This is a genomic window from Paraburkholderia graminis (assembly GCF_003330785.1).
Classification (GTDB): domain Bacteria; phylum Pseudomonadota; class Gammaproteobacteria; order Burkholderiales; family Burkholderiaceae; genus Paraburkholderia; species Paraburkholderia graminis.
In genome coordinates, this window is the sequence record NZ_CP024935.1 from 803,259 (window position 1) to 825,574 (window position 22,316).

22 protein-coding genes are annotated in these 22,316 nt (G+C 62.0%); 19 read left to right on the plus strand and 3 right to left on the minus strand.

The annotated features are described in order from the left end of the window. Nucleotides 1-103 precede the first annotated feature (103 nt). The 7 genes from CUJ91_RS21835 to CUJ91_RS21865 all read left to right on the plus strand — a co-directional run bounded on the left by CUJ91_RS21835 (nt 104) and on the right by CUJ91_RS21865 (nt 7,617). Nucleotides 104-1,498: a GH1 family beta-glucosidase gene (locus CUJ91_RS21835; RefSeq protein WP_114157104.1), complete on the plus strand. Its 1,395-nt coding sequence runs from the start codon at nt 104-106 to the stop codon at nt 1,496-1,498. Nucleotides 1,499-1,587: 89 nt separating this feature from the next. Further along, complete coding sequence (locus tag CUJ91_RS21840; RefSeq protein ID WP_114157105.1) at nt 1,588-2,826, plus strand: ABC transporter substrate-binding protein; 1,239 nt, start codon at nt 1,588-1,590, stop codon at nt 2,824-2,826. A gap of 7 nt (nt 2,827-2,833) precedes the next feature. Continuing rightward, nucleotides 2,834-3,784 carry a carbohydrate ABC transporter permease gene (locus CUJ91_RS21845; protein ID WP_114157106.1) on the plus strand — a complete coding sequence of 317 codons (951 nt, stop codon included), beginning with the start codon at nt 2,834-2,836 and terminating at the stop codon, nt 3,782-3,784. Further along, the gene (locus tag CUJ91_RS21850; RefSeq protein WP_114157107.1) at nt 3,784-4,701 is read left to right on the plus strand and encodes a carbohydrate ABC transporter permease; all 918 of its coding nucleotides are present in this window, start codon (nt 3,784-3,786) and stop codon (nt 4,699-4,701) included. The genes CUJ91_RS21845 and CUJ91_RS21850 overlap by 1 nt, the downstream gene beginning before the upstream one ends. 4 nt (nt 4,702-4,705) lie before the next feature. Then, entirely contained in the window at nt 4,706-5,911 is a 1,206-nt protein-coding gene (locus CUJ91_RS21855; RefSeq protein WP_114157108.1) for an ABC transporter ATP-binding protein, read from the plus strand. 46 nt (nt 5,912-5,957) lie between these two features. Beyond that, complete coding sequence (locus CUJ91_RS21860) at nt 5,958-7,004, plus strand: LacI family DNA-binding transcriptional regulator (protein WP_192699196.1); 1,047 nt, start codon at nt 5,958-5,960, stop codon at nt 7,002-7,004. Between the two features lie 4 nt (nt 7,005-7,008). Continuing rightward, nucleotides 7,009-7,617: a cation efflux transmembrane domain-containing protein gene (locus tag CUJ91_RS21865; protein WP_208716191.1), complete on the plus strand. Its 609-nt coding sequence runs from the start codon at nt 7,009-7,011 to the stop codon at nt 7,615-7,617. 24 nt (nt 7,618-7,641) lie between these two features. Here CUJ91_RS21865 and CUJ91_RS21870 read toward each other — a convergent pair whose 3' ends face one another. Then, nucleotides 7,642-8,343, minus strand: coding sequence for a carboxymuconolactone decarboxylase family protein (locus tag CUJ91_RS21870; protein WP_244231070.1), 702 nt, complete (start codon nt 8,341-8,343; stop codon nt 7,642-7,644). Between the two features lie 88 nt (nt 8,344-8,431). Next, complete coding sequence (locus CUJ91_RS21875; protein WP_053859283.1) at nt 8,432-8,857, minus strand: (R)-mandelonitrile lyase; 426 nt, start codon at nt 8,855-8,857, stop codon at nt 8,432-8,434. A gap of 114 nt (nt 8,858-8,971) precedes the next feature. Here CUJ91_RS21875 and CUJ91_RS21880 point away from each other — a divergent pair, with 114 nt between their 5' ends. From CUJ91_RS21880 to lra1, 7 genes are all read left to right on the plus strand, one after another. Then, nucleotides 8,972-9,874 (plus strand): LysR family transcriptional regulator, encoded by a 903-nt coding sequence (locus CUJ91_RS21880; protein ID WP_029965881.1) that lies wholly within the window; start codon nt 8,972-8,974, stop codon nt 9,872-9,874. 200 nt (nt 9,875-10,074) lie between these two features. Then, on the plus strand, nt 10,075-11,334 hold the full coding sequence (locus CUJ91_RS21885) for an MFS transporter (RefSeq protein ID WP_114157112.1): 1,260 nt from the start codon (nt 10,075-10,077) through the stop codon (nt 11,332-11,334). A gap of 144 nt (nt 11,335-11,478) precedes the next feature. Next, nucleotides 11,479-11,823 carry a hypothetical protein gene (locus tag CUJ91_RS21890; RefSeq protein WP_006046681.1) on the plus strand — a complete coding sequence of 115 codons (345 nt, stop codon included), beginning with the start codon at nt 11,479-11,481 and terminating at the stop codon, nt 11,821-11,823. A 175-nt stretch (nt 11,824-11,998) separates the two neighbouring features. Next, a complete protein-coding gene (locus CUJ91_RS21895; protein ID WP_114157113.1) occupies nt 11,999-12,751 on the plus strand; it encodes an SDR family NAD(P)-dependent oxidoreductase in 753 nt (250 codons plus the stop codon). Between the two features lie 88 nt (nt 12,752-12,839). Next, nucleotides 12,840-14,168: an MFS transporter gene (locus CUJ91_RS21900; RefSeq protein WP_114157114.1), complete on the plus strand. Its 1,329-nt coding sequence runs from the start codon at nt 12,840-12,842 to the stop codon at nt 14,166-14,168. A gap of 48 nt (nt 14,169-14,216) precedes the next feature. Next, nucleotides 14,217-15,395, plus strand: a complete 1,179-nt coding sequence (gene rhmD, locus CUJ91_RS21905) for an L-rhamnonate dehydratase (protein ID WP_006046684.1) — start codon at nt 14,217-14,219, stop codon at nt 15,393-15,395. A gap of 42 nt (nt 15,396-15,437) precedes the next feature. Then, a complete protein-coding gene (lra1, locus tag CUJ91_RS21910; protein ID WP_029965875.1) occupies nt 15,438-16,220 on the plus strand; it encodes an L-rhamnose 1-dehydrogenase Lra1 in 783 nt (260 codons plus the stop codon). Nucleotides 16,221-16,235: 15 nt separating this feature from the next. Here the strand turns inward: lra1 and CUJ91_RS21915 are convergent, their stop codons facing one another. Continuing rightward, nucleotides 16,236-17,231, minus strand: a complete 996-nt coding sequence (locus tag CUJ91_RS21915; protein ID WP_006046686.1) for a LysR family transcriptional regulator — start codon at nt 17,229-17,231, stop codon at nt 16,236-16,238. 146 nt (nt 17,232-17,377) lie between these two features. Here CUJ91_RS21915 and rhaM point away from each other — a divergent pair, with 146 nt between their 5' ends. Genes rhaM through CUJ91_RS21940 form a run of 5 tightly spaced genes read left to right on the plus strand, consistent with a single transcriptional unit; the run spans nt 17,378 to nt 22,286 of the window. Then, complete coding sequence (rhaM, locus tag CUJ91_RS21920; RefSeq protein ID WP_114157115.1) at nt 17,378-17,701, plus strand: L-rhamnose mutarotase; 324 nt, start codon at nt 17,378-17,380, stop codon at nt 17,699-17,701. Nucleotides 17,702-17,738: 37 nt separating this feature from the next. Further along, nucleotides 17,739-18,632, plus strand: a complete 894-nt coding sequence (locus CUJ91_RS21925; protein ID WP_114157116.1) for an amidohydrolase family protein — start codon at nt 17,739-17,741, stop codon at nt 18,630-18,632. Between the two features lie 54 nt (nt 18,633-18,686). After that, on the plus strand, nt 18,687-20,216 hold the full coding sequence (locus CUJ91_RS21930) for a sugar ABC transporter ATP-binding protein (RefSeq protein WP_107707457.1): 1,530 nt from the start codon (nt 18,687-18,689) through the stop codon (nt 20,214-20,216). Further along, nucleotides 20,213-21,277 (plus strand): ABC transporter permease, encoded by a 1,065-nt coding sequence (locus tag CUJ91_RS21935; protein ID WP_006046690.1) that lies wholly within the window; start codon nt 20,213-20,215, stop codon nt 21,275-21,277. Before CUJ91_RS21930 ends, CUJ91_RS21935 begins: the two co-directional genes overlap by 4 nt. Next, the gene (locus CUJ91_RS21940) at nt 21,270-22,286 is read left to right on the plus strand and encodes an ABC transporter permease (RefSeq protein WP_114157117.1); all 1,017 of its coding nucleotides are present in this window, start codon (nt 21,270-21,272) and stop codon (nt 22,284-22,286) included. Before CUJ91_RS21935 ends, CUJ91_RS21940 begins: the two co-directional genes overlap by 8 nt. Nucleotides 22,287-22,316 lie beyond the last annotated feature (30 nt).

Consider the following 22,316-nt stretch of genomic DNA (forward strand, 5'->3'; position numbering starts at 1 on the left):
GCTTCCAGTCTCAGGTCTTTCGACGTCCAACGCAGTCGCTTTTCGTCATTGCCGTACCCGGTTCAGTCAGTTCAGCCGAGCAACTCGCTTGCATGGAGAATCCGTGGCACACGACGCACTTTCCTCTCATTCATCCGCCGATCCGTTCACGCCGCCCGCCGACTCTACTTTGTGGCGCGAGAACTTTCTATTAGGCGCGGCCACTGCCTCGTATCAGATCGAAGGCGCTGTAAACGAAGACGGCCGCCTGCCTTCGATATGGGACACCTTCTGCGCGACGCCCGGCAAGGTGCTTGCCGGCGACAGCGGTGAATTGGCCTGCGATCACTATCATCGTTGGGAAGCGGACGTCGACATGCTCGCGGGGCTCGGGCTCGAAGGGTACAGATTGTCGATCGCGTGGCCGCGCGTGATGCATCTGGACGGCACGCCCAATCGCAAAGGACTCGACTTCTATAAGCGCCTGCTCACGCGTCTGAAAGAGAAGGGCATCACGACGTTCGTCACGCTTTATCACTGGGATTTGCCACAGCATCTGGAAGATCGCGGCGGGTGGCTGAATCGCGAAACCGCGTACCGTTTCGCCGATTACGCGGATTTGATGAGCCGCGAACTGGCCGGCACCGTCGATGGATGGGCGACGCTCAACGAGCCCTGGTGTTCCGCGTATCTCGGCTATGGAAACGGTCATCACGCGCCGGGTCTTGCCAACGGGCGCTTTGCCACGCAGGCGATGCATCATCTGCTGCTCGCGCACGGTCTCGCCGTACCTGTATTGAGCGCGAACGATCCGGCTTCGCAAAAGGGCATTGTCGCGAACATCGGGCGCGGCACGCCCGATAGCGATAGTGCCGACGATCGCCGCGCCGGGCATCTATTCGAGGTTCAGCACAATGCATGGATTCTCGATCCATTGCTAAAGGGCACGTATCCGCAGGCGCTTTTCGAACTGTGGCCAGGCACCGAGCCATTGATACTCGATGGCGACATGCAGACCATTTCCGCGCCGCTCGATTTTCTCGGCATCAACTATTACTTCCGCACGAATGTCGCGAGCGATGGTGCTCACGGCTTCAAGGACGTGCCGCTGCAAGGCGTCGAGCGCACACAGATGGGCTGGGAAGTGTATCCCGACGGTTTGCGCGATCTGCTGATCAGTTTCAAGGGCGAGTATGCGAATTTGCCGCCGGTCTATATCACCGAAAACGGCATGGCGTCCGACGATAAAGTGATCGACGGCCGCGTGGACGACACACAACGCATTTCGTTTCTGAAGCGCCATCTTGCGGCCGTCGACGAAGCCATCAAGGCGGGCGTCGACATACGCGGTTATTTCCTGTGGTCGCTGATGGACAACTTCGAGTGGGCATTCGGATACGAGCGCCGCTTCGGCATTGTGCATGTCGATTACGCGACGCAGAAGCGCACGATAAAGCGGAGTGCCGAACTGGTGTCGCGCTTCCTGAAAGAGCGCAAGGAACGGAATCTACGCATATAAGCAACGCGTCTGAAGCAACACATATAGGCAACGAAAGCTGGTTTGCATGTCGACCTGGAACACGGGCGCGAGCCTTTGGAGGAGACGGAATGAACAGCAGAAAAACGGTCTTGCGGGCGATGGTTGCAGCACTCGCGTTGTATGGCATCGTCGCGCACGCCGAGCCTTTGAAGGCGAATGTGATTCACTGGTGGACCTCGGGCGGCGAGTCAGCCGCGATTCGGCAGTTCGCCGATGCGTATAACAAAGCCGGCGGCCAGTGGGTCGATAACGCGGTCGCAGGCGCGGACCAGGCGCGCTCCACGGCGATCAACCGCATTGTCGGCGGCGATCCACCCACGGCCGCGCAGTTCAATACGTCGAAGCAGTTTCATGATCTGATCGATCAGGGACTGCTCAACAATGTCGACGACGTCGCTGCAAAAGAAAACTGGAACGGCGTATTCCCGCAATCGATACTCGACAGCATCAAAGTAAAAGGCCATTACTACGCGGCGCCGGTCGACATTCATATGCCGGCGTGGTTCTTCTACTCGAAGCCCGCATTCCAGAAAGCCGGCGTTACCGCCGAGCCGCAAAACTATGACGAGTTCATCGCCGATCTCGGCAAGCTCAAAGCCGCAGGCATCATTCCACTCGCGTTCGGCGGCCAGCCCTGGCAGGAAAAGATCACATTCGACGCCGTGCTCGCCGATGTAGGCGGTCCCGACCTCTACCTGAAGGTGTATCGCGGTCACGACGCCAATGCGGTCAAGTCCGACGCGTTTAAAAAAGTACTGGTTGCATTCAAGCGCCTGCACGATTTCGTCGACCCCGGTTCGCCCGGCCGCAACTGGAACGATGCGACGGCACTGGTCATTTCCGGCAAGGCCGGCGTGCAGATCATGGGCGATTGGGCGAAGGGCGAGTTCTCCGCGGCGAAGCAGAGCGCGGGTAAGGAATTCGGCTGCTTCCCCGGCTTCGGTCCGCATTCGCCGTATCTCGTCGCCGGCGACGTATTCGTATTTCCAAAGAGCGATAACGCCGCCACGGTGAAAGCGCAAAATCTTCTGGCCACGGTGATGACCTCGCCGTCCGCGCAAGTCGCATTCAGCGCAAGGAAAGGCTCAATTCCGATTCGCCCCGACGTAGACGCGGGCACGCTTGACATCTGCGCGAAGGAGGGCATTGCGATCATGAAGGACAAGTCGCGCCAGTTGCCGAACCCGGAAATGCTGTTGTCGCCGGATATGCAAGGCGCGCTGATCGACGTCGTCACTAACTTCTGGAATAAAAACCAGTCGGTCGACGACGCGCAAAAGGCGTTCGCAAGCGCGCTGAAGAGTTAGGTTCGACATGCACGCGCTCAAGCTGCATGCGTCGTCGCGCTCGCGTTCGGGATTGCGTAAAAACCCCGCGAAAAAGCCGCTAAAAAGGCGCTTTTCGTTGGCAGCATGGCTTGCATTGCTGCCGATGGCGCTGACCGTCGTGTTCGCCTATCTCGGCACGATGATCTGGACCGCGCGGGTTTCGCTCAGCAACTCGCGCACGTTTCCATCCGGCGACTTCGCGGGCCTCACGCAATACGCGAGGCTTTTCAACAACGGCCGCTGGTTGTTGTCGCTGCAAAACATCGTGATTTACGGCGCGTGCTTTATTGTCGCGTGCATGGTGATCGGCTTGCTGCTCGCGATCTTTATCGATCAACGCGTGGTCGCGGAAGGCGCATTGCGCACGGTGTTTTTATATCCTTACGCGATGTCGTTCGTTGCGACAGGTCTCGTCTGGCAATGGATTCTGAATCCGCAACTCGGCGCGCAGGCCGTGCTGCACAAGCTGGGTTTCGTGCATGCGCGCTTCGACTGGATCGTCGACCAGGACTGGGCGATCTATACGATCGTCATTGCCACCGTGTGGCAGGCTTCCGGACTCGTGATGGCTTTGCTGCTCGCGGGCTTGCGCGGCATCGACGACGAGCTGTGGAAGGCCGCGCGTATCGACGGCATTCCGCGCTGGCGGGTCTATGCAAGCATCGTCGTGCCGATGCTCGGGCCGTCGATCTCGACCGCCTTCGTGCTGCTGTTCGTGATGGTCGTGAAGCTCTACGACGCCGTGGTCGCGATGACGCAAGGCGGCCCCGGCACCGCGAGCGAAGTACCGGCGAAGTTCATCATGGACTATCTGTTCGGCCGCGCGAATATCGGTCTCGCGTCGGCGGCGTCGATCGTCTTGCTCGCGACCGTGCTCGCGATTCTCGCGCCGTTCTTCTATGCGCGCAGCCGTGCGGCATTACGCAAGGAGGTGTGATGAACACGCCCGGCTCTGTACTGAAGAGCGGCACGCCGCGACCCATGCTGAAGCACCGGCGCCGCGCGGCGCTCACGCCGGCGCGCGTCGGCGTGTACGCATTTCTGCTCACCGCCGCGCTGTTCTTTCTACTGCCGCTTTATGTGATGCTCGTGACGTCGGTTAAACCGATGAGCGAAATCCGCCTCGGCAATCTGCTCGCTTTTCCCACGCATTTCACGCTGCAAGCATGGAGCGCCGCGTGGCAGTCCGCATGCACCGGACTCGACTGCAACGGTATCCAGGTCGGCTTCTGGAACTCAGTGCGTATCGTTGTGCCGAGCACGGTGTTCTCTATCGCGATCGGCGCGGTGAACGGCTATGCATTGTCTTTCTGGCGGCCGCGCGGCGCGGGCGTGCTGTTCGGCGTATTGCTGATGGGCGCCTTTATCCCGGTTCAGGTGATGGTGTATCCGCTTGTGCGCGTGCTGGCGAGCGTGCATCTGTTCAGTTCGCTGCCGGGCATCGTCGTGATTCATACGATCTTCGGCATGCCGGTCATGACGCTGCTGTTTCGCAACTACTACGCGTCGATTCCGCAAGAACTGTTCAAGGCCGCGCGCATCGACGGCGGCGGTTTCTGGCGTATCTTTATCCAGTTGATGCTGCCTATGTCGACGCCGATCATTGTCGTGGCGATCATCATGCAGGTGACGGGTATCTGGAACGACTTCATTCTCGGCCTCGTGTTTGCCGGCACTAAAAACTTGCCGATGACGGTGCAACTGAACAACATCATCAATACGACGACCGGCGAGCGGCTTTATAACGTCAACATGGCGGCGACCATTCTGACTTCGCTGGTGCCGCTCGCGGTGTACTTCATCTCCGGCCGCTGGTTCGTGCGCGGCATTGCGTCCGGTGCGGTCAAAGGATAGGGCGATGACATACGTGGCGAAAGAGACAAATGCGCTGACCAGTCCGCTGGGCAGCGTGCCGCGCAACAGCGAGGCGCCGGGCGTGGCGAGTGCGGCGGACGTCGCGCACGCCGCAAACGTCGCGGTGCGCAACCTGACTATCCGGCTCGGCGCGAATACCGTGATCGAAAACCTCGATCTCGACGTTCAGGCGGGCGAATTCGTCGTGCTGCTCGGGCCTTCGGGCTGCGGTAAATCGACGCTGCTTCACAGCATCGCGGGGCTGATCGACGTGACCGAGGGCAGCATTGAAATTGCCGGCGAGGACATGACGTGGGCCGATCCGAAAGATCGCCGCATTGCGCTCGTATTCCAGTCGTACGCGTTGTATCCGACGATGAGCGTCGAGCGTAATTTGTCGTTTGCGTTGCGTATCAACGGCACGCCGAAGGCGGAGATCGCGCGGCGCGTGGCGCGCGCTTCCGAGATGCTGCAACTCGGACCGCTGCTCAAGCGCAAGCCGGCGCAATTATCGGGCGGACAACGGCAGCGAGTCGCGATTGGCCGCGCGATCGTGCGTGAAGCGGACGTGTTTCTATTCGACGAGCCATTGTCGAATCTCGACGCGAAACTGCGCACCGAATTGCGCCGCGAACTCAAGCAATTGCATCAGCGGCTCGGCGCAACGATGATTTACGTGACGCACGATCAGGTCGAGGCGATGACGCTCGCCACGCGCATGGCCGTGATGCGCGGCGGCGCGATCCAGCAGTTCGGCACGCCCGCCGAAGTCTATGCGCGGCCCGCCAACCTGTTCGTTGCAACGTTTCTCGGCACACCGGCGATGAATCTCGTCGACGGTACGCTCGAGCAGCGCGACGGGGCGCTGCATTTTTGCACTGCGCACTGGCGGCTCGATGTGTCGAAGTATGCGTTCACGAATCCGCGTAGCGATGCACGAGCGCAGCCCCAGTCATGCGTGCTCGGTGTTCGCGCGGAAGACGTGCGCATTCACACAACGCAGAGCGGCGAGCAGGCCGGCGAGCGCGCGAAAGTTGCGCTTGTCGAGCCGATGGGCAACCACCGCGTCGTCTGGCTCGACTATCATGGAGCGCAGATCGCGTCGATCGATCAGAGCAAAGCGCCGTTGATGCCGGGCGACACCGTATCGTTCTCGCTAGACAGCACACACGTCTCGCTCTTCGACGCAGCGGGCGGCGCGCGTTTATAGCGCCGGTCAGAGTAGGATGAAACCCGCCTGGGTGACGGAGAACCGTGTGGCAACACTGAAAGATGTCGCGGCGCTGGCCGGTGTCGGCATGTCGACCGCATCGCGCGTTATTTCCGGCAAAGGGCCCGTTTCCGGCGACGCGGCCGCGCGCGTGCGGGCGGCAATCGAGCAGCTCAATTTCCGCCCATCGTCCATCGGCCGCGCAATGGCGACGCAGTCGCTCGGCATGATCGGCATTTTCGTGCCGACGTTCTTCGGCTCGTATTACGGCACGATCCTCAAGCAGACCGACACTGAACTGCGCGCCGTGCGACGTCATGTGGTCGTGGCAACCGGCTGCGGCGAAGTGTCGCCGCGCGAGCAGGCCATCGAGGCAGTGCGATTTCTGATTGGCCGCGACTGCGACGGCGTCGTGGTAATCAGCCACGATCTGCATGACGAAGACCTCATCATGCTGCATCGGATGCACCCGAAAATGGTTTTTCTGAATCGGGCGTTCGATCAGTTTCCAGAAGCGTCGTTTTGCGCGGATCATCGGCATGGCGGCGAGCTGGCTGCGCGCACACTGCTGGACCACGGGCATCGCGAAATCGCCGTGATTTCAGGGCCTTTTACAGCGTCGGACAACATGACGCGGCTCGAAGGTTTCTTCGCCGAACTCGCGCGCGCGGGCATTGCGCGCGGCGACGTGACGTTGATCGAATCGGACTTCTCGCCGGAAGGCGGTTATGCGGCCGCGCAAAAACTGCTCGATTCGAAGCAGCGTTTTACGGGTCTCTTCTGCGCGAACGACACGATGGCTGTCAGCGCGCTCGCGCGTTTTCATCAGGCGGGCGTTTCAGTGCCGCACGAATTGTCGGTGATCGGTTACGACGACGATTACTCCGCTGCCTATGCCGCGCCCGGCCTCACGTCGGTCCATATTCCGACTGCCGAACTGACGCAGAACGCGGTGCGCTGGCTCATCAACCAGTGCTATCGAACCACGTGGGAGATATTCCGCGAGTTTCCGGTCAGCGTGACGATGCGCGAGTCGGTGGGGCCGGCGCGTGGAGTGGAGGCTGTTCCCACCGGTGAATCGACGCAGGCATGATGCGATGCAGCCGAACGCATCATCTGCAATGACGCAGCCGCTACTGCGTCGGGTCGTCGCCGGCGTCGCTCTGGCAAACGCCGCGTATTTTTTCGTCGAGTTCTTTGTTGCCCGGAAAATTGGATCGGTTTCGCTTCTCGCCGACAGCATCGATTTTCTCGAAGACGCCGCGGTCAACTTTTTAATTTTCGCCGCTCTCGGATGGTCCGTGCGCAATAGAGCGCGTGCCGGCATGGTGCTCGCGGCAATTCTATTAGTCCCTGCGTTGGCGCTGCTCTGGACCGCATGGCAGAAGTTCAATGCACCGACACCGCCGGAGCCTTGGCTGCTGTCGGGCACCGGACTTGGAGCGTTAGCGGTCAACCTCGCGTGTGCGGTTGTGCTCGCCAGATTCCGGCACCATTCGGGCAGCCTTACTCGCGCGGCATTCCTGTCGGCCCGCAATGACGCATTCGCGAATATCGCGATCATTCTCGCCGGACTGGTCACGTTGTTCTGGCGTTCTGGCTGGCCCGACCTTCTGGTCGGACTCGGAATCGCCATTGTCAATGCAGACGCCGCGAAGGAAGTTTGGCTCGCTGCGAGGGATGAGCATCGGTCTGCGCAGACATGAGCGGGCAGCGCCGCAATTGATCCGTCACACCACGCGCTTTGCGAACACATCCTTGAACACAGGCATTGCCGAAAAAACATTCGGCCATCCCGCGTAGAAGGCCAACTGGGTCAATGCCTCGGACGCTTCTTCCTTTGTGAGCCCATTGTCCATCGCGCGGTTCAGGTGATACGGAATCTGCGCGACCTGCCCATTCGCAACCAGTGCGCTCACTGTCACAAGGCTCCTGTCTCGCGGCGCGAGTCCCGGACGCAGCCACAAATCGCGGAACAGTGCATCGGTCGTGTATTGAACGACGCCGGGCGCGACTTCGCCGAAGTTCTCCTCGACCATCCGCGCGCGCTGCTGTTCCGAGCTTTCGTTTAAAGGCAGCAACGTCACGTCGGCGTCAGGAATCTGATCCGGTCCAATGCCTCTTTCGTCGAAGATGCGCGTCGCCACGCTCGATGCAGCGGTTGCATTGCCCCACCCGGAATAGAACGCCAGATGCGCGATCATCTCCGAGATCTCGGCTGGTTTAACGCCATTGTCTAGCGCAAGCCCGAAGTAAAACGGCATGTCGGCGGTCTGCCCGCGCGAGATCATTACCGAAAGCGTGACGATGCTGCGGTCGCGCGGCGAGAGCAGCGGCCGTTTCCATAGACCGTCGAACACAGTGTTCGCGGTGTATCGCGCGAACGCTGGAGATACCGATTTCAAGTCCGCAACGGACGGTGCTTGTTCCATACTTCCACTCCCTTTAATAGGTGCGCAGGCGCAGACGAAGAGCGACGCGCTCAGTGCCGCGATTAACGCTGGCCGGCGGAGAACGAGGTTATGGCTGGCGGTGTTGCTCATCGCCGACCGATTGGAGGTACTGCTCGTCCGTCACCTTCTCGAGCCAATTGACGTTCTTGCCGTCGAGCGCTTCCTGAATTGCGATGTGAGTCATCGCGGTAGTCGATGTCGCGCCATGCCAGTGCTTGTGACCGGGCGGGCACCAGATCACATCGCCGGCACGAATCTCGACACGCGGCTCGCCCTCGCATTGCGTCCAGCCGCAACCGGCCGTCACGAGCAGCGTCTGGCCAAGCGGGTGCGTGTGCCATGCGGTCCGCGCGCCCGGCTCGAACGTGACACTGGCGCACGACACGCGTGCGGGCGGCGGCGGAGCATTCAAAGGATCGATGCGGACAGTGCCGGTGAACCATTCGTCAGGGCCTTTAATAGAGGGCTGCGAGCCCGCGCGCTTCAATTCCATCGTGCTGCTTCTCCGTCGAGGTGGGTCGGTGCATTACATCAATGTAACGTCTCGCCATTCATGCGACTAGGTGGCAAACTTGGCATGGTCTTATGCAATGGTGCATGAATCGAAATGGAAGACTTCAACGAACTGGCCGCGTTCATGCGAGTCGCGCATGAGCGGAACTTCACGCGTGCAGCCGCGCAGCTAGGCATGTCGCAATCGGCTCTGAGTCGCATGGTCCGCGCGCTCGAAGCGCGAATGGGCGTGCCGTTGCTCACTCGCACGACGCGCAGTGTCGCGCCGACAGAGGCGGGCGAGCGGCTGCTTTCGTCAATCGGACCGCGCCTTAGGGACATCGAGGCAGAGCTTGAATCGCTGCGTGCAATGACGGACCGGCCCGCCGGAAGCGTTCGGATCACGACGACGGACTACGCGGCGAACGAATATGTCTGGCCGCGAGTACAAACGCTATTGCACCAATACCCGGAGATCAAAATCGAGCTCGTGTACGACTATGGTCTTTCCGATCTGGTCGCGGACGGGTACGACATTGGCGTGCGCCTCGGCGACCAGGTCGCGAAAGACATGATCGCGATGCGCATTGCGCCCGATATGACGATGTCGATAGTCGGATCGCCGCAATATCTCGCGTCGAGAATCGTGGCGAAAACACCGCAGGATCTGACTCGGCACAACTGCATCAATCTGCGGCTGCCGACCATGAACTCGTTGCTGGCCTGGGAGTTGAGTAAGGGGCGGCGCGAACTACAGGTTCGCGTAGAGGGACAACTGACTTTCAATAACGTCTATCAGATGGTCGAGGCCGCGCTCGCTGGCTTCGGGCTTGCGTACGTGCCGAAGAAACTGGTGGAGCCGCATGTCGAGGCCGGGCGTCTCGCGTGGGTTCTCGAAGACTGGTTTCCGACATTTGTCGGCCACCATGTTTATTATCCGAGCCGCCATAAGTCGTCGAGGGCGGTTGAACTCGTCGTCGATGCACTGAAGGCCGGCTTTACGGGGCGAACGCGATAAGAACAGTGCTCAATCGCGCGGCGTGTTTGTCTCACTCGCGACGCTTGCCGCGCGAGCGTTCGTGTCCAAACGAAGTCCGCGAAACTGCTGTATCTTGCTCAATTGCGCTGAAGGATACCGGACAGCGAGGCAATGAAAAAACCCCTTTGTTCGCGAGGTTTCCTTGATTTCAACGAATCACGATGGAGCATGCGTCACCCATGTTGAGAGAAGATAATTTGCCGGCGAGCGAGGTCGCGCCCGACGACGACCGAGCGTCGTCGCCCTTGCGTTCATGGCTCGCCGTTGTGGCCGTTGCAATCGGCGCCTTTGCATTCGTGACGACGGAATTTTTGCCGGTCGGACTCTTGCCGCGCGTCGCCGCCGATCTCGGCGTGTCGCCTGGCACGGCCGGTTTGATGGTCACGGTGCCCGGCGTGATCGCCGCGATTTCGGCACCTGGCCTGATGCTGGTCGCGGGCCGCATGGATCGGCGGCGCGTCTTCCTGTTACTCACGGCTTTATTGCTGGCATCCAATCTGATTTCGGCGTTCGCGCCGAATTTCACTGTGATGCTGGTGGGCCGCGCGTTGCTCGGCGCCGCGCTCGGCGGCTTCTGGACGCTCGCCACTGCTGCGTCCGGGCGTCTCGTGCTGCCGAAAGATTCGGCGCGCGCGATGGCGACGATCCTCACCGGCGTCACCTGTGCAACGGTGATCGGCGTGCCGCTCGGCACGTTCATCGCGAGTTTCGCGTCGTGGCGCGCGTCGTTTATGGCAACCGGCGGGCTCGTCGCGAGTGCGCTGATTGCGCAGTTCCTGTTCGTGCCGTCGCTGCCCTCGAACGCCGCATTGCGTTTGCACGATCTCGTTTCGCTGCTGCGCAGGCCGCATCCGCGCCGCAGCATGATGATGGTGGGGCTCGTGTTCGGCGCGCACTTCTCGTCGTACACGTACATCACGCCGTTCCTGCTGCGCAATGCGAACCTGACGATGCCGACCATTACCTGGCTCCTGCTCGGCTTTGGCATCATCGGTTTCTTTTCGAACTTCGCTGTTTCGTCGACGGTTACGCGCAGTCTGAAAATCTCCCTTGGTGCGATGATCTCGCTGCTCCTGTTCGCGCTTGTTCTGCTGCCCGTATTACAGCATTCGCCGCCCGGCGTCATTGCGCTCGTACTCGCGTGGGGCGTGGCGTTCGGCGCGCTGCCGCTATGCTTCAGCATCTGGATTCAGCGCGCGACGCCCGATTCTCCGGAAGCCGGCTCCGCGCTCTTCGTGAGCATCATTCAGGTGGCGATTGCGGTGGGTTCGCTCGTCGGCGGAATCGTGGTCGATCACGTGGGCATTGCGACGGACTTTCTGTTCGGCAGCGGCCTCGCGTTGCTCGGACTGGCGGCGCTCGCGAGCTTCGGTAGAAGCGGCGAGAGGAAGCCTGCGCCTGAAGCGGTGGCGTGCACCGAATGCAACTGCCGCGTGTAGCTTCTGGTCATTAGAAGGCGCGGGTGTTGATTTCGACGCGCGCGCCCTCAATTCACTAAGCTGACTATCTATACGGCCGGATACGGCCGGCAAGTGCGAGTCGAGTGCTCACAGTTGAACAGGACAGGTGGAAAAATCACGCGGATGAAAAAAGTCGACTCGACACACACTCCGGCGACGCGTGCGGAGTTGCTGTGCTTTCTCGTGGCGATCGCGGCGGCATCGTATGCGCTTAGCGCCGAGTGGCGCGTGGATCACGTCGTTCAGTGCTGCCGCCAGTGGCTCGCAAAAAATAGAACGACCATGCATTGGCTCGAGCGTGTGCGCATCGGGCAACTCGCTTTGAAAATCGCAAGCCAGGATCTCATCGACGCGGGCGTGGCCGTGCGCCTGTCGAATGTGCAGGCGCTCTTTACCAGCGAAATGGAACTGAACGAAGCGAGCACGATGGTTCAGCGCATGATGGCGCTGTGCCAGGAAGCGATCTGACCGGATTCATACTGTCTCTTCCTGCGGACTTCGCCAATCGTGCCGCGCGTCCGCACGGCCCTCCCACCGATCCAGTTTTGTTATCGACCTTTCCATTTCTCGGATTGTCGCCGCATCACGGCGCCCGTATATTGGCGTAAAGCCCACTACGAAAACACGGACGCTGGAGACGCGAATGAACCGAATCGATCTGGAAGGACGCGTTGTCGCCATTACGGGCGGCGCGCGCGGCATCGGCTATGCAGTGGCGCAACGCGCGCTGAACTCGGGTGCATCGGTCGCGCTATGGGACATCGACGGCGAGCGGCTCGCGCGCAGTCAGCGCGAACTCAGCGCACTCGGCAAGGTGACCGCGGTCACCGTCGAACTTACCCAGGAAGCGGCCGTCCAGCATGCGGTTGCGCAGACCGTTCTCGATCACGGCGCGATCGACGTGCTGATTAATTCCGCGGGCGTTACCGGCGGCAACGGCACAACATGGGAACTGGAGCCGGAGATGTGGCGGCGCGTCATCGACGTCAATCTGATCGGCCCGTATCTCACCTGCCGCGCCGTCGTCCCGCAGATGCTCAAGCAGGGCTATGGGCGGATCGTCAATATCGCGTCGGTTGCGGGCAAGGAGGGCAACCCGAACGCGTCGCACTACAGCGCGTCGAAGGCGGGGCTCATCGGCCTCACAAAATCGCTCGGCAAGGAACTCGCGACGAAGAACATTCTCGTCAACGCGGTCACGCCCGCAGCCGCAAAGACCGAGATCTTCGATTCAATGTCGCAGCAGCACATCGACTATATGCTTTCAAAGATTCCGATGAACCGCTTTCTTCTCCCCGAAGAAGCGGCGTCGCTGATTCTCTGGCTCGCCTCCGAAGACTGCGCATTCAGCACCGGTTCGGTATTCGATCTGTCGGGCGGACGCGCGACTTACTGAGCGTCCAACGCGGCGCCGCTTAAGGCGCAAGCGTCACATCACACAAGAACCGCGCGGCCGCGAACGCGAGCTGCGCGAAGGAGATGACATGGACCCGCAAGCGAGCGCTTCGCTGGAGGCGATCACCAGCAAGGTCATGCGCCGGCTGCTGCCATTCCTGCTATTGATGTACGTGCTGGCATTTCTCGACCGCGCGAACATCGGCTTCGCACAGAAGGCGCTGCAGCACGACACCGGGCTTTCGAACGCGGCCTTTGCGTTCGGCGCGGGCGTTTTCTTTGTCGGCTATGCATTGTTCGAGGTGCCAAGCAATTTGCTGCTGCATCGCGTCGGCGCGCGAGCATGGATGTGCCGCATCATGGTGACGTGGGGACTCGTCTCGGCGGCGATGTGCATGGCGCATACCGCGACGATGTTCTACACGCTGCGCTTTCTATTAGGCGTCGCCGAAGCAGGCTTCTTTCCCGGCGTCATTTATTACCTCGCACACTGGTTCCCACAGCGTGCGCGCGCCCGCGCCGTCGGCATGTTTTATTTCGGCGCGCCGTTGGCGTTTATTTTCGGCGGTCCGTTGTCGGGCTCGCTGCTCGAACTGCATGGTGCGTTCGGCCTCGCGGGCTGGCAGTGGCTTTTTCTCGTCGAAGGCTTGCTCGCCACGCTCGTCGGTATATGGGCTTTCTGGTATCTCGACAATCGTCCCGACGACGCACGCTGGCTCGATTCGCACGAACGCACGAGCTTGCGCGCGGCGCTCGATGAAGACGCGCGCGCAGCCTCGGCACATGGACCGCATCGCATTCTTGCCGCGCTGGTGGATCGCCGCGTGTTGCTGCTGTCGCTCATCTATCTGCTGATTCAGATGAGCGTCTATGGCGTGATCTTCTATTTGCCGCAACAGGTCGCCGCTTTGCTTGGAACGACCGTGGGTTTTCACGTCGGACTCGTCGCCGCATTGCCGTGGTTGTGTGCGCTCGCCGTCACCTGGTACGTGCCGCGCCGCGCGGATCGGACGGGCGGGCATCGTCGCTGGGCTTCCGCGTTGCTCGTCATGGCGGGTCTCGGCATCGGCCTATCGGGGCTCGCGCATAACCCGGTCATCGGGCTCATTGCGCTGTGCTGCGCGGCAAGCGGTTTCATTGCCGCCCAGCCGCTGTTCTGGACATTCCCGACGCGCCTCCTGACCGGTGCGGCCGCCGCGGGCGGCATCGCGCTGATCAACTCGCTCGGCAGCCTCGGCGGTTTCATTGCGCCGAGCTTGCGCACCGCGGCCGAACGCGCGTTTTCCTCGACATCGGCGGGACTGGTCGTGCTTGGCGCGTCGAGTCTGCTCGCCGCGCTGCTGATCGGCACGCTGTTGCGCCGCGACGGCGCGCAGCCTGCCGATTCATTTCACGACCTGCTGCATCGCGCCCGCTAGGCGCATTTCCGGCGACACCTTCGACGCCCATCACGGAGCCTCTCTCTCATGGCCATGCCCACAATCCGGCACGTGCGTGCCTTCATCGTCCGCGGCGGCGGAGCGGACTATCACGACCAACCCGGCGGACACTGGATCGACGATCACATCTCGACGCCGATGGCGCGTTATCCGGAGTACCGTCAGAGCCGCCAGTCGTTCGGCATCAATGTACTCGGCACGCTGGTTGTCGAAATAGAAGCGAGCGACGGCACAGTCGGCTTCGCGGTGACGACGGGCGGCGAGATCGGCGCATTCATCGTCGAAAAACATCTGGCGCGTTTTCTCGAAGGCCAGCTCGTCACCGACATCGAGAAGATGTGGGATCAGATGTACTACGCCACGCTTTATTACGGGCGCAAAGGCGTCGTGCTCAATACGATTTCCGGCGTCGATCTCGCGCTGTGGGATCTGCTCGCGAAAGTGCGCAAGGAGCCGGTCTATCAGCTATTGGGCGGTCCGGTGCGTGACGAACTGGTGTTCTATGCAACCGGCGCGCGTCCCGACCTCGCGAAAGAAATGGGCTTTATCGGCGGAAAGCTGCCGTTGCAGCACGGTCCCGCCGAAGGCGAAGCGGGACTCAAGCTCAACCTCGAGAAACTTGCCGACATGCGCAGCCGCGTCGGCGACGACTTCTGGCTGATGTACGACTGCTGGATGAGTCTCGACGTGCCGTATGCGACGCGGCTTGCGCATGCTGCGCACGAGTACGGACTGAAATGGATAGAAGAGTGCCTGTCGCCCGACGACTACTGGGGTTACGCCGAACTGCGGCGCAACGTGCCGCGCGGCATGATGGTGTCGACGGGAGAACACGAAGCGACGCGTTGGGGCTTTCGCATGCTGCTCGAGATGCAATGCTGCGATCTGATTCAACCGGACGTGGGCTGGTGCGGCGGCATTACCGAGCTCATCAAGATCTCGGCGCTTGCGGATGCGCATAACGTGATGGTGGTGCCGCATGGTTCGTCGGTGTATAGCTATCATTTCGTCGTCACGCGTCATAACTCGCCGTTCTCCGAGTTTCTGATGATGGCGCCCAAAGCCGATGAAGTCGTGCCGATGTTCACGCCGCTTCTGCTCGACGAACCGGTGCCCGTCAATGGACGTATGAAAGTGCCCGACACGCCGGGCTTCGGCGTGCGGCTCAATCCGGAATGCGCGCTGGTGCGGCCTTATCCGCGCTAATGCGCTGCACTTCTTTCGATTCAATCAGCGAAGGAGAATGACGTGCTGCTCAAGGACAAGGTCGTGATCGTCACCGGCGGTTCGCGCGGCATCGGGCGCGCGATAGCCGTTGCGTGCGCAACGGAAGGCGCGGACGTCGCGATCAACTACTGGGGCGATAACGACGCGTCGTACGGACGCCGCTCGGCCGTCGCCGAAGTGGTCGAGGAAATCGAGGCGCTCGGGCGGCGCGTGATCGCTATCGAAGGCAATGTCGCCGCGCGCGAGACAGGGCAGCAACTGGTGCGCGAAACCGTTCAGGCGTTCGGCAAGGTGGACGTGCTCGCGAGTAACGCCGGCATCTGCCCGTTCCATGCGTTTCTAGACATGCCGGCGGAAGTACTCGAGTCCACCGTCGCGGTGAATCTGAATGGCGCGTTCTACGTCACGCAAGCCGCCGCGCAGCAAATGAAAGCGCAGGGCACGGGCGGCGCGATTGTCGCGACGAGTTCGATCAGCGCGCTCGTCGGCGGCGGCATGCAGACGCATTACACGCCGACCAAGGCCGGCGTTCACTCGCTGATGCAGTCGTGTGCGGTTGCATTGGGACCGTATGGCATCCGCTGCAACTCGGTGATGCCAGGCACGATCGCGACGGACCTCAACGCGGAAGACCTCGCCGACGAAGCGAAGAAAGTCTACTTCGAAAAGCGCATTCCGCTCGGGCGCCTGGGCCGTCCCGACGATGTGGCGGATTGCGTGGTGTTTCTCGCGTCCGATCGTGCGCGCTATGTGACGGGCGCGGCGTTGCTCGTCGACGGCGGGCTGTTCGTCAATCTGCAATGACGCGCGATGCCGATTTCAGCTAACCGGTGCGGAAGCATTCGCGGCCAGCGTGGACGTGGTGCCGCCATCGCGTGTGAGGCGCCGCGAGAAACCGCGCAGCAGTTCGATAAAGCGCAGCGCCGGCTCGGCGAGCGGTTCTTCCTTGCGCGTGAGAATGCCGAAACCCGCAAGGCTCTTGCCGATTTCGAGCGGCAATGCGACCAGCAGTTTGCCGCGCAGGTGATCGCGCACGACCGACTCCGGCAGCATCGCGACCGCATCGTAGTTCTCGAGCAATTGCAGCGTCGCGAAGATCGACGCGCATTCGGTGAGATTGACCGGCGTCGCGAGCCCCGCACGCGCGAGTTCTTCCTCGAACAGCACGCGCGCCGGGCTGCTGACGGGCTGCGCAACCCACGGCCAGTCGATCAGTTCGCGCAACGTGATGCGCGCGCGGCTCGCGAGCGGATGTACGGAGCGCACCACGAGCATCAAGGTTTCGCGCGCGAGCGGCTCGAAACTGAAATCGTTGTGTTGCAACGGACTCGTCAGCCGTCCAAGCGCGAGATCGACTTCGCGGCGATGCAGCAACTGCACGACCTGGTCGCTGGTTTCGCCGAGTATGCGCACGTTGAGCAAGGGGCTTTCGGTTTTGAGCGCGGCCACCGCCATCGCCATCAGATCGGGCGCGGCGCCCATGATCGCGCCGACCGTCAACTGGCCGTGTCCGCCGCGGCGCTTGACTTCGAGGTCTTCGGCGAAACGCGTGAGTTCGGCGAGCGCGCGCCGCGCGTAGGCCAGCGTGACGACGCCGAGCGGCGTGGGCGTCATGCCGCGCGCATTGCGTTCGAACAGCAGAAAGCCGAACGCTTCCTCGATGTCGCCGAGCATGCGGCTCGCGCTCGGCTGCGCGACGTTGACGGCTTCGGCGGCCTGATGGAGATTGCGCGCGTCGTCGAGCGCGACGAGCAGCGCGAGGTGCTTGAACTTGAGCCGATTGACGAGTGCGACGGTTGCTGAGAGTTGGCTCATGATCCCGGTGCGATTCGGATTGTGGATCGCCCAATCCCAACAACGGATTGAGATGCTATCGACGCTCGAATTATAGTCTTTGCAGGCGCTTCGCCGCGAAAGCGCATAACGCCGAGACAACGAACGACAACGAAGAGACAGCCGCAATGGAGACAATCGCTTTCCGGATGGTGCTCAACCCCGGCATGCGCGAGGAATACGAGCGCCGGCACGCACAGATCTGGCCGGAACTGGTTGACGCATTGCACAACGCAGGCGTGCACGAGTACCGCATCTTCTTCGATCCCGGCACCGATCATCTTTTCGCGGTGCTCACGCGCACCACGCATCACACGATGGACGCGCTTCCCGAACTCGAAGTCATGCGCAAATGGTGGGATTACATGGCCGACATCATGCATACCGCCGCGGACCACACGCCGCTTCAGCAGCCGCTCGAACAGGTGTTTCGTCTGAGTTCGCTCAGCTAATTGATTGCTTGCCACGCTATAAAGACGGAGGCATCGCATGCAGGTTGTCGATTCGCATATCCACCTGTGGGATCTGAAGACGCACCGTTACCCTTGGCTGGAAAATCCGGGCGTGTCGTTCGTCGGCGACGCGCGCGCTCTGAAGCACGACTATCTGCTCGATAACCTGCTAGCAGAAGCGGGCGACATCGATGTGAAAAAGCTCGTGCACGTTGAAGCGAATCACGATCCCGCCGATCCCGTCGAGGAAACGCGCTGGCTGCAAGGCATTGCGGATCGCGCCGAATCGCGCGGCATGCCGAACGCGATCGTCGCCGCCGTCGATCTCGCTTCGCCGAATGCGCCCGCGGTGCTCGAAGCGCATGCGTCGTTTGCGAATACGCGCGGCGTGCGGCAGATTCTCAATGTGCACGAGAACAGATTGTTCGATTATGTCGGCCGCCATTTCATGCGCGAGCCGCAGTGGCGCGAGAACTTTGCGTTGCTGCGCCGTCACGGCATGTCGTTCGATTTGCAGTTGTATCCGTCGCAAATGGAAGAGGCCGCCGCTCTGGCGCGCGCGCATGCGGACACGCTGTTCGCTGTCAATCATGCGGGCATGTTCGTGGACCGAAGCAGCGTCGCCGGTTATCGCGCGTGGCGCGACGGCCTGCGCATGCTCGCCGGTTGCAGCAACGTGTATGTGAAGATCAGCGGACTCGCGATGTTCGATCATCAATGGACGGTGGAAAGCCTGCGGCCCTATGTGCTCGAGACAATCGACGCGTTCGGTGCCGAGCGCGCGATGTTCGCGTCGAACTTTCCCGTCGACCGTTTGTTCGGGTCGTATACGGATTTGTGGCATGCGTATGGCGCGATTGTGGAAGGCGCGAGTGTCGCGGAGAAAGAGGCGCTCTTTTGCGGCAACGCGGAGCGCTTCTATCGCATTTGAAGAACCGCGGCAAAAAACAAAAGCGCCCGATAACGCAAACGAAGGAGACACGCAGTGCAGCAACCCTCAACCGCTCAGCCGAGGCTCGAATTGCGGCATGCGAGCAAATCGTTCGGGCGCGTGCGCGCACTGTCCGACGGCGATCTCGTGCTGTGGCCCGGCGAAGTGCATGCGCTGCTCGGCGAGAACGGCGCGGGCAAGTCGACGCTCGTGAAGATTCTCGCGGGCGTGCATCAGCCGGATAGCGGCGAGATGCTCGTCGATGGCACGCCGCGCCGCTTTGCGACGCCCGCCGAAGCACGCGATGCCGGACTCGCCGTGATCTACCAGGAGCCGACGCTGTTCTTCGACCTGTCGATTGCGGAAAACATCTTCATGGGACGGCAGCCCGTGGACCGCATCGGCCGCATTCAGTACGACGCGATGCGCCGCGAAGTGGACGGCCTGCTCGCGTCGCTCGGCGTCGATCTGCGTGCCGATCAACTGGTGCGCGGTTTGTCGATTGCGGATCAGCAGGTGATTGAAATTGCCAAGGCGTTGTCGCTGAACGCGAACGTGCTGATCATGGACGAACCGACCGCCGCGTTGTCGCTGCCCGAAGTCGAACGGCTCTTTGCGATCGTGCGCAAGCTGCGCGAGCGGGACGTGGCGATTCTTTTCATCACGCACCGGCTCGACGAGGTCTTCGCGCTGACGCAGCGCGTCACCATCATGCGCGACGGCGCGAAGGTGTTCGACGGCCTCACCGCTGATCTGAACACCGACGCCATCGTGGCAAAAATGGTCGGCCGCGATCTGGAGACGTTCTATCCGAAAGCGGAGCGGCCGCCCGGCGAAGTGCGTCTGTCGGTTCGCGGTCTCACGCGCGTCGGCGTTTTCAAGGACATTTCGTTCGATGTCCGCGCAGGCGAGATCGTCGCGCTCGCGGGTCTCGTCGGTGCGGGGCGCAGCGAAGTCGCGCGCGCGATCTTCGGTATCGATCCGCTGGATGCCGGCGAAATCCTGGTCGGCGGCAAGCGCCTTGCCGCGGGCAACGCAGCGGCCGCGGTGCGCGCGGGACTCGCGCTCGTGCCCGAAGACAGACGCCAGCAAGGGCTCGCGCTGGAGCTGAGCATCGCGCGCAATGCGTCGATGACGGTGCTCGGCAGGCTCGTCAGACACGGCCTGATCACGACGCGCAGCGAGACGCAGCTTGCGAACAAATGGGGCACGCGGCTGCGTCTGAAAGCGGGCGATCCGCATGCGCCAGTGGGCACGTTATCGGGCGGCAATCAGCAGAAGGTGGTGCTCGGCAAGTGGCTGGCAACGGGCCCGAAAGTGCTGATCATCGACGAACCCACGCGCGGTATCGACGTCGGCGCAAAAGCCGAGGTGTATGGCGCGCTCGCCGAACTCGTGCAGGACGGCATGGCCGTGCTGATGATTTCGAGCGAATTGCCTGAAGTACTCGGCATGGCCGACCGCGTGCTGGTGATGCACGAAGGACGCATCAGCGCTGAGATCGCGCGCGCCGAGGCCGACGAGGAACGCATCATGGCCGCGGCACTCGGACAACCGATTCCACCGCTGGGACGGGCCGCATGATGCGCCACTCATCGACTCATGCCGCGCCGGTGCAGACGCCGCCGCCATCTTCGAAGCGCTCCGCGAGTACGCCAGGCGGCTTCGCTGCGAGCCTCGCGAAGAGCCGGGAGACGACACTCTTCGTCGTGCTGATTCTGCTGATCGTGGGCACCGCGCTCGCGAGGCCGCAGTTCCTGAACTTGCAGAATCTGCGTGACGTGCTGCTCAACGTGTCGATCATCAGCCTGTTGACCGCGGGCATGACCGTGGTGATCCTGATGCGTCATATCGACCTGTCGGTGGGCTCGACGGTCGGCATCAGCGCGTATGCAGTGGGCAGCCTCTACGTTGCGTTTCCGCAGATGCCGGTAATCGTCGCGCTCGCGGCGGGACTCGCGATTGGCCTCGTCGCGGGCGGCATTAACGCGTTGCTCGTGGCGGTGGGCCGCGTGCCGTCGCTCGTCGCGACGCTCTCCACGCTGTACATTTTTCGCGGCGCCGATTATGCGTGGGTGCATGGCGGACAGATCAACGCAACGAGCTTGCCCGAAGCGTATTCGCGCCTTGCCACAGGCACTTTCTTTGGCATACCGACGCTCGCACTGATCGCCGCCGTCGTGCTGCTCGCGCTCGCGATCTACCTCAAGCAGTTTCGCGGCGGACGCGAGCACTATGCGATCGGCTCGAATCCTGAAGCGGCGCGTCTTGCCGGTGTGAATGTCGAGCGGCGCGTGATGGCGGGCTTTCTGCTGTCCGGCGCGATTGCCGGCTTTGCGGGCGCATTGTGGCTCGCGCGCTTCGGCACCGTCGATGCGAGCACCGCGAAGGGCATCGAGCTGCAAGTGGTGGCGGCGGCCGTGGTCGGCAGCGTGGCGATTACAGGCGGCGTCGGCACCATACTCGGTGCAACGCTCGGCGCGCTCGTGCTCGGCGTGATCAGCATTGCGCTTGTCGTGCTGCACGTTTCGCCGTTCTGGGAGCAGGCGATCGAAGGCGCGCTGATCGTCGCCGCGATTACCGCCGATACCTTGCTGGCCCGCTCCGTCGCCAAACGCATGATGAGGAAACGCGATCATGGCTAAACCCGATTCCGCGCTGCTCACGCGCAAACGCGAAACGCCGCTGCAATGGGAAGCGCTGCTGGTGATCGTGCTGATACTGTCGCTTGCACTGGGACGCATGCTGTCGCCCGTGTTCCTGACCGGCGCAAATCTGAGCAACGTGCTGGCCGATCTCACCGAGATCGCGTTGATGGCGCTGCCGATGACGCTGATTATCGTCGCCGCTGAAATCGACTTGTCGGTGGCCTCGGTGCTCGGTGCATCGAGCGCATTGATGGGCGTGCTGTGGCACATGGGCTTGCCGATGCCGGTCGTGATCGCGCTCGTGCTGGTCGCGGGCGCGGTCGCCGGGCTGCTCAATGGCCTCGTGATCGTGAAGCTGAACCTGCCGTCGCTCGCGGTCACGATCGGCACGCTCGCGCTGTTTCGCGGGCTCGCGTATGTGCTGCTCGGCGATCAGGCCGTCGCCGATTTTCCGCCTGCTTACACCGCGTTCGGCATGGACACGCTCGGCGCGAGTTTCATCCCGTTGCCTTTCGCGATCGTGATCGTCGGCGCCGTGCTGTTTACGGTGCTGCTGCAGGCTACCGCGTTTGGCCGCAGCCTCTATGCGATCGGCGCGAATCCGACCGCGGCCGCGTTCTCCGGCATCGAGGTCGCGAAGATCAGGCTGCGTCTTTTCGTGCTGTCGGGTTTGATGAGCGCGCTGGCCGGTGTGGTCTACACGCTGCGCTTCACGAGCGCGCGCGGCGATAACGGCGAAGGCTTCGAGTTGTCGGTGATTGCCGCCGTGCTGTTCGGCGGCGTGAGCATTTTCGGCGGACGCGGCTCGATGATCGGCGTGCTGCTGTCGCTGCTGATGATCGGCGTGCTGAAAAACGCGTTGACGCTCGACGACGTGTCCAGCGAGACGCTCACCATCGTCACCGGCGTGCTGCTGCTTGCGTCGGTGCTGATACCGAATCTGGTTGCACGCTGGCGCGCGGCACGCGACCGGCGGTTCATCGCGAAGTCGGTTTCTTCCCCGTAACGTGACCATTGCTTGACCACCAAACCCGGA